Source organism: Candidatus Hydrogenedentota bacterium, from assembly GCA_012523015.1.
In the GTDB taxonomy this organism is placed as follows: Bacteria; Hydrogenedentota; Hydrogenedentia; order Hydrogenedentales; family CAITNO01; genus JAAYBJ01.
In genome coordinates this window covers 1-5,951 of record JAAYJI010000278.1, presented here as the reverse complement: position 1 = coordinate 5,951, position 5,951 = coordinate 1, and the positions used below count along the sequence as shown (strand labels likewise).

Annotated in this window: 7 protein-coding genes; 4 read left to right on the top strand and 3 right to left on the bottom strand. The window is 50.1% G+C overall.

Translation table 11 applies throughout. The annotated features are described in order from the left end of the window. The coding region (locus tag GX117_12205; protein NLO34092.1) for a hypothetical protein at positions 1 to 143 on the bottom strand (143 nt) is incomplete at its 3' end. 365 nt (positions 144 to 508) lie between these two features. On the opposite strand from GX117_12205, the gene GX117_12200 reads away from it, so the two are divergent. Continuing rightward, positions 509 to 1,837 carry a Gfo/Idh/MocA family oxidoreductase gene (locus GX117_12200; GenBank protein ID NLO34091.1) on the top strand — a complete coding sequence of 443 codons (1,329 nt, stop codon included), beginning with the start codon at positions 509 to 511 and terminating at the stop codon, positions 1,835 to 1,837. A gap of 274 nt (positions 1,838 to 2,111) precedes the next feature. After that, on the top strand, positions 2,112 to 2,591 hold the full coding sequence (locus GX117_12195) for a hypothetical protein (GenBank protein NLO34090.1): 480 nt from the start codon (positions 2,112 to 2,114) through the stop codon (positions 2,589 to 2,591). A 35-nt stretch (positions 2,592 to 2,626) separates the two neighbouring features. Here GX117_12195 and GX117_12190 read toward each other — a convergent pair whose 3' ends face one another. Both GX117_12190 and GX117_12185 read right to left on the bottom strand, forming a co-directional pair. After that, complete coding sequence (locus GX117_12190) at positions 2,627 to 3,274, bottom strand: exopolysaccharide biosynthesis protein (protein NLO34089.1); 648 nt, start codon at positions 3,272 to 3,274, stop codon at positions 2,627 to 2,629. A 314-nt stretch (positions 3,275 to 3,588) separates the two neighbouring features. After that, the gene (locus GX117_12185; protein ID NLO34088.1) at positions 3,589 to 3,933 is read right to left on the bottom strand and encodes a hypothetical protein; all 345 of its coding nucleotides are present in this window, start codon (positions 3,931 to 3,933) and stop codon (positions 3,589 to 3,591) included. Between the two features lie 307 nt (positions 3,934 to 4,240). Between GX117_12185 and GX117_12180 the strand changes: the two genes are divergently transcribed. Both GX117_12180 and GX117_12175 read left to right on the top strand, forming a co-directional pair. Then, a complete protein-coding gene (locus GX117_12180; protein NLO34087.1) occupies positions 4,241 to 5,557 on the top strand; it encodes an SGNH/GDSL hydrolase family protein in 1,317 nt (438 codons plus the stop codon). Between the two features lie 141 nt (positions 5,558 to 5,698). Next, the coding region (locus GX117_12175) for a pre-16S rRNA-processing nuclease YqgF (protein NLO34086.1) at positions 5,699 to 5,951 on the top strand (253 nt) is incomplete at its 3' end.

Below are 5,951 nucleotides of genomic sequence, written 5' to 3'. Positions count from 1 at the left end.
GGCCATGCGGAGTCATTGACAATTTTTTGCAAGTCTTCAATGGTCGAGATGTACTGGGCTGCATCCGCACAAAGGGCTGCCAAAGCCAATACAACCATCATCAATAGGCTAGATATAATCGTAATGCTGTCTCGCCTTATCATAAATCGGCTTCCTTTTTTCATCGGTCGTTTAAAGGTTGAATTCAATCACTCGATTCAATAACATGCAGAGTATATGATATCCGCGATAACGCATCCAAGATTCGCATTAATAACGCGTTAAAATACTCCATACAACTGTATTTTCAAGAGGATCCCGTTCATGTTGTTCCTTCAATCTATCCTATTCTCTCGTTTACGGATTCAGCATCTTTGCCGCCTCATGCTGAAGTTCACACCTTCGCCGCAGACCGGCATTGAAATCTTTTTCTTTTTCTCTAAAAAACGTATACTATAAACTTGCGTGAGATAGGCCTTAATAAAGAGATTCCCGGAATCAGAAACGAAGACTGCAATAAGGAGAAACGATGATGAACAACACTCAGGTTCACGATCCCATCGGCGTAACGGCACGGCGCGATTTCCTGAAATATTCCGCTGCCACGGCGGCCGCTGCACTCAGTGCCATGCCCGGTTTTGTGAAGCACGCCCATGCCGGAGGCAGCGATATTATTCGCGTGGGAATGATCGGTTGCGGGCCTCGTTGTGCAGGCGCCGCGGCAGAGGCACTAAAAGCAGATCCCGGAGCGCGGCTGGTCGCTATGTGCGACATTATTAAAAGCCGCCTTGACGAGAAACGGAACCGTCTTAAACAACAATTCAAAGATCAGGTCATAGTTGATGATGATCATTGCTTCTTGGGTTTTGAGGGCTACAAGCATGTGATCGATGCTTCCGATGTGGTACTGATTGCGAATGCTGCAAAATTCCATCCCTATTATGCGCTCTGTGCGCTGCGCGCAGGGAAGCATGTGTTTGTGGAGAAGCCGCACGGTATTGATCCCTTAGGTATCAAGGTGTTGACTGAAGCGGCGGCGGTGGCACAAGAAAAAGGCTTGTCTTTAGTGTCCGGTCTGCAAAGCCGCTATCACACGGGCTATCGGGAAACGATTGAACGCATTCACGACGGTGCCATCGGCGATATTATCAGCTTGGAAGAGGTCTATTTGCGGCCGCCTTATCAAATCACCCAACGGGAACCGTGGATGTCTGAAATCGAGTGGCAGTGCAGCACCCAATATCATTTTAATTGGTTGTCCGGCGATGATATTCCCCAGTCGTTGGTGCACAATCTTGACCGTTCCAATTGGGTGTTGGGCAATACGCCGCCTGTGAAATGTCACGGTATGGGCGGGCGCTCCTCCATGACCGACCCTATTTACGGCAATGTATTTGATCATCATTCCGTCGTATATGAATACGAGAACGGCGTGCGTATCTATGCCTTTTGCCGTACCACGGAAGGCTGTTACAACGAGGTGTCCAGCACGGTTTACGGGAGCAAAGGCCGTGCTTCCATCATGAGCTGTGAGATCATGGGAGAAAATCCGTGGAAATGGGAGAAAGACTGCGACCCGTATCAGATCGAACACGACGTGCTATTCAATGCGATAAGAAAGGGTGTCCCCGTAAATAATGGTGATTTTATGGCACGGAGTACCATGATGGGGATCATGGGTCAGATCTCCTGCTATACAGGCGAAGAAATTACGTGGGAACGGGTAAATAATGCTGACTTCAGTTTTGGTCCAAAACCGGAAGACTGTCACGACGCCATGGACGCGCCGGTACTGCCCGATGAAAGCGGCAGTTATCCTGTGTATCGACCGGGATTCACGCGTCTGCTCGCGTCATGAGGGCACATCTTTCACAAGACTAATGACCTAAGATATAGCCGATGAATGGTTGACGCACGAGAGAAACCTGCTATTATGGACTGTTTCAAGGGCTTAACTGCTTTCTTGACATTTGAGCGAATATGACGTAAAATAGGGTGTGTTGGCAGTGAGCACGCCAATGATAATTTTGGGATTACTACCGCCGCCGGCGGAATTGTCAAGTATAATTTGGGCTGATGCAGTTTTCAGGAGCTGCAGCAAATAACTTTTGATGCTAAGGTGGGTTGTACGTATGAGCCAAAGGCTTGAAGATACACGCGACATTCAGGAGGAGCATCCTGCGGAAGCATCCTTGTACGATCACGGTCAACGTGTGAAGCGTGGGCAGCGTATATCCGTGCAACAGGGGCGGTATGGGACCGGCCCGGCGCCTTACGGGTATAAGCGGCTTCAAAATCAGTCGGGCGCTCTTGCTGTTGATGATCGTGAAGCGGAAGTGGTTCGTATTATTTTCCGTGAATATTTGCGAACACGAAGCATGGGTAAGGTCGTTGACTATTTGCACAGCCAAAATATTTTCACCCGTAAAGGCAATAAATGGTCGCGTCAGGCGATTGCCATTATCCTCTCCAACCGTACCTACCGAGGTCGGGTGTCCTATGGCACTATGGAAGCGGAAGGATTGCACGCGCCTATTATAGAACCGGCGTTATTCTACAAGGCGAACGCGCTCAAAGAAGAACGCAGCCGTTCGGATCAGAAAAAAGACTAAATACGCCCCTGCACTGCAATCCCTCCAGATCCTGTTCAAAAGAAATTAATCAGGTTTTGCTTAAGCATATCGAGACCTTGCCTGACCAACTCAATGCCTTCCCAACCAAAGAATAGGATTGCCCCGATCACCGTTACACTCAGGCATAGTCCCACAAATGCCGTCATCATGCCGCCTATCGCCATCAGGCCATCTTCCTCTAATATACTTAAACCGATGATAAAGATACCAAAGGACGGAGCCGTATTGGTCAAGGGGATCGGTAAAATCATGGATGATGCACAAAGAATAACCATTCCCGACAATAAGCGCAAGCCAATAAGATGGTTGAACATGAATGACAATCGTGGGCGGATAAAAAATTCAAGGGTGTGCAGAAAAAAAATCATGCTTTTGATGAGACGCGGTTTCGCGCCGATGGTCACCTGTCGGTTAAGAACCCGTTCGGGCAGCCACGGTTGATCACGGTTGCGGAAGAGCTGGGTGCCCAGCAAAAACAGCACGATTCCGAAGGGTGTGGAATAGCCCGGCGCAGGGACAGGCATAGCGGAAGGCAAGGAAAACAAGACGAGTAACATTCCGAAGCCCTTCACGCTGGTACGGTCAAGAATCGTCTGTACTGTGACTGTTTTGCCATCCTCATCACAAGAAAAAATAGCAGCAATATTTTCTGACAGTTTCATGATTACTTTCTGTCGCCCCGTTCAACACGGATAGGGGAAAGGCGTTTATGGTGCCCCGCCCATGGGGCAGGGGGGGCCGGAAACCGCTATGTCGTGACGACGTCGGTTCCGCAAAAAGAGCCGGTTAACGAATGATACAAAATCAAGAGATATAGGGGCTGCGCCGTTGATTCGCCGCCATGCAAATTGTAGATACTATAATAAAATCAAGATATAAACCGCAACTTTATGAAAAGAGAAAGTGAGGCGGACGCACAAAAAAAAACGGTCAGGGAATAACTTGTTGAGGAACCCTGTTCTTAGAATCTATCAGATTAGGGGCAGCAAAAACGGCGGCTGCAGGTGAAGGCGCGCTTGATCCGACAAAGGGGGCCGCGATAAGGCGGTTCACAGGATATCTTTTTGCCGCTAGGACCACAAACAGCGGTAGTCTCGTCGACAGGCGCACATTGCGGAGTTGCTTGGCTAACAGGCGCACAGTGACGCCACGGTTCGACGACAGGAACCACTACCGGGGCACAGGGATCACCGTTCCAAGGCGGCGTGACTACCGGTCTGGCTTGCTTCTGGGCGCAGCCTGGAGCAGCGGGACACTGAGCATTTGCCGCGCCGGCGAGTAAAAGCGCACTGACCATGAACACGAATATAAATTTTTTCATAACAGACTCCTTACTCCTACTGTTTCTGTTTGCTCGAATAGGACAAAGACGCACTATCACAGCCCTTTGCATGGATATAGTATACCCCATAAACCGTCGATCGGGCGCCGTTTATTTCAATTAAACCTAAGCGGCTACAATTATACAGAAAAAGAAAGAAATATACAACGGACAGAAGGGCGGAAGACGGAGGCGCAGTACTGTAAGTTGACCACACATCTCCTTTTGTTCTATATAATAGCTATGGACATAGGCGCGTTCGGCTTTGTCACAGACTGGTATTCTGTCAAGGTTAAAGGAATTTATCATGACTACTGCTTTTGTATTGAGTCTCCTTACAGCGGTAGGCGCATGGGCGTCAGAACCGATGGTAAACCTTCGCATTGTTGACGATTGGCGCGTGGAACTGAGCGCTGCAGACGTGGGCACCGCAAAAAGCGTTGTGTTGGAGATTGCGCCGCCGCAACGGGTAACGGTGACCGATGAACATCATCGGCGCTTGCCCTTGTTCAACCCCCATGCGGGCGGTTGGGCGCGCGGAGCCAAACCCTACGGAATCCAAACCGAAGAATGCAGTGCGCCGGGTAAAATCTGTGCGGACTCTTTCCGTGTGAAGAGAGCCGTGAGAAAAAATCCTTCGATCTACGAGCCCACGGTGGATTATTTGTTCGATACGGATTGGGGTACCTTCGGGCGCGTTGACGACGGCAGCATCAGAGAGAGCCAGTCCGTTTATATTGACTACGTATATGAGACCGACCGCTTGGATACCATTGGCATGAACGAAGCTGGCGATTTGCGCGTATTTCGCGGGACACCCGGCTTGGGCGTTGTGCATCCTGCCGTAGTTTCTCCAGCATTCACGGCAGTGGCACGGGTCTTTGTGCCCGGACAGACGATGGCATTGACGGAAGACCTTTTGTTCCCCCTTTATGAAGACGCTGATGATGCTGAAGCCGCGGCGGTTGATGAATCACCCATTGAAAAGACCCTCGCGAAATTGCGTTCAGGCGCCCCCTTGACCTTGGTAAGCTTTGGTGATAGCGTTACTTGCGGCGGCTGTGTGGGCAAAGATCAAAGCCGTTGGTGGCAAGGCCAGTTTCTAGCACGATTGAAAGCACGCTTCCCCAAAGCGCAGATAGACTGGAAAAATGCAGGATGGGGCGGCGTTACAAGCATGCACTATATGGCGGCGGAGCCGGGCGGTGAACATGATTATGTGCGGGATGTGTTGGAGCCGCGCCCGGATCTGGTGATCATGGAGTTTGTCAATGATGCGGGCTTGGATGAGGCGGGGGTAGCCGCCCATTACGGCAAGATTCTCAACGATCTCCGTGCTGTGGGCGCGGAGCTCATTCTCATGACGCCCCATCTCATCTTGCCATCTTGGATGGGCTTGGACTCTTTTAACGTGAAAGAGGATCCCCGCGCCTATGTGCGGGACTTAAAAGAGTTCGCTGAAGCCAATAATCTGGCGCTCGCCGATGGATCCGCCCGCTATTGTGCACTGTGGCGGCAAGGTATACCCTACATGACCTTAATGACCAATGCCATCAACCACCCGGACTATCGGGGTCACGCCTTATTCGCAGATGCGCTATTGGCGCTTTTCCCTAAAGAATAGTGTTTTAGTGTCTTTTATCGGCATTATTGTACCGTAGATTTCTATGATGTCTCTTTTTTTGTATCGATTGAATTTCAACCTTGAAGCCGACACATCCTAAATTATTTCACCCTTTCCCTGCTACTTTGTTATGATGTTCCCATGAGTACAATTGGAGTTATAGTGGGTCTTGATATCGGCGACGCCCGTACCGGTGTGGCGCGCAGCGATGCATTGCAAATGATAGCCTTTCCCTATAAAGTGGTGCATGCTGCGACGGAAACGGATATGCTTCGCAACGTGGCAGCGCTTATCAAGGAATTAGAACCGATACTTGTGGTCGCGGGGCTGCCGCTGTCTCAAGATGGGGTCGATGGTCCGCGCGCAGAAAAGACCAAAGATATTTTGGCGAAAT

Coding starts and splice junctions, on each gene's coding strand:
- GX117_12180 (NLO34087.1), top strand. CDS start 4,241: ATGACTACTGCTTTTGTATTGAGTCTCCTTACAGCGGTAGGCGCATGG.
- GX117_12190 (NLO34089.1), bottom strand. CDS start 3,274: ATGAAACTGTCAGAAAATATTGCTGCTATTTTTTCTTGTGATGAGGAT.
- GX117_12195 (NLO34090.1), top strand. CDS start 2,112: ATGAGCCAAAGGCTTGAAGATACACGCGACATTCAGGAGGAGCATCCT.
- GX117_12185 (NLO34088.1), bottom strand. CDS start 3,933: ATGAAAAAATTTATATTCGTGTTCATGGTCAGTGCGCTTTTACTCGCC.
- GX117_12200 (NLO34091.1), top strand. CDS start 509: ATGATGAACAACACTCAGGTTCACGATCCCATCGGCGTAACGGCACGG.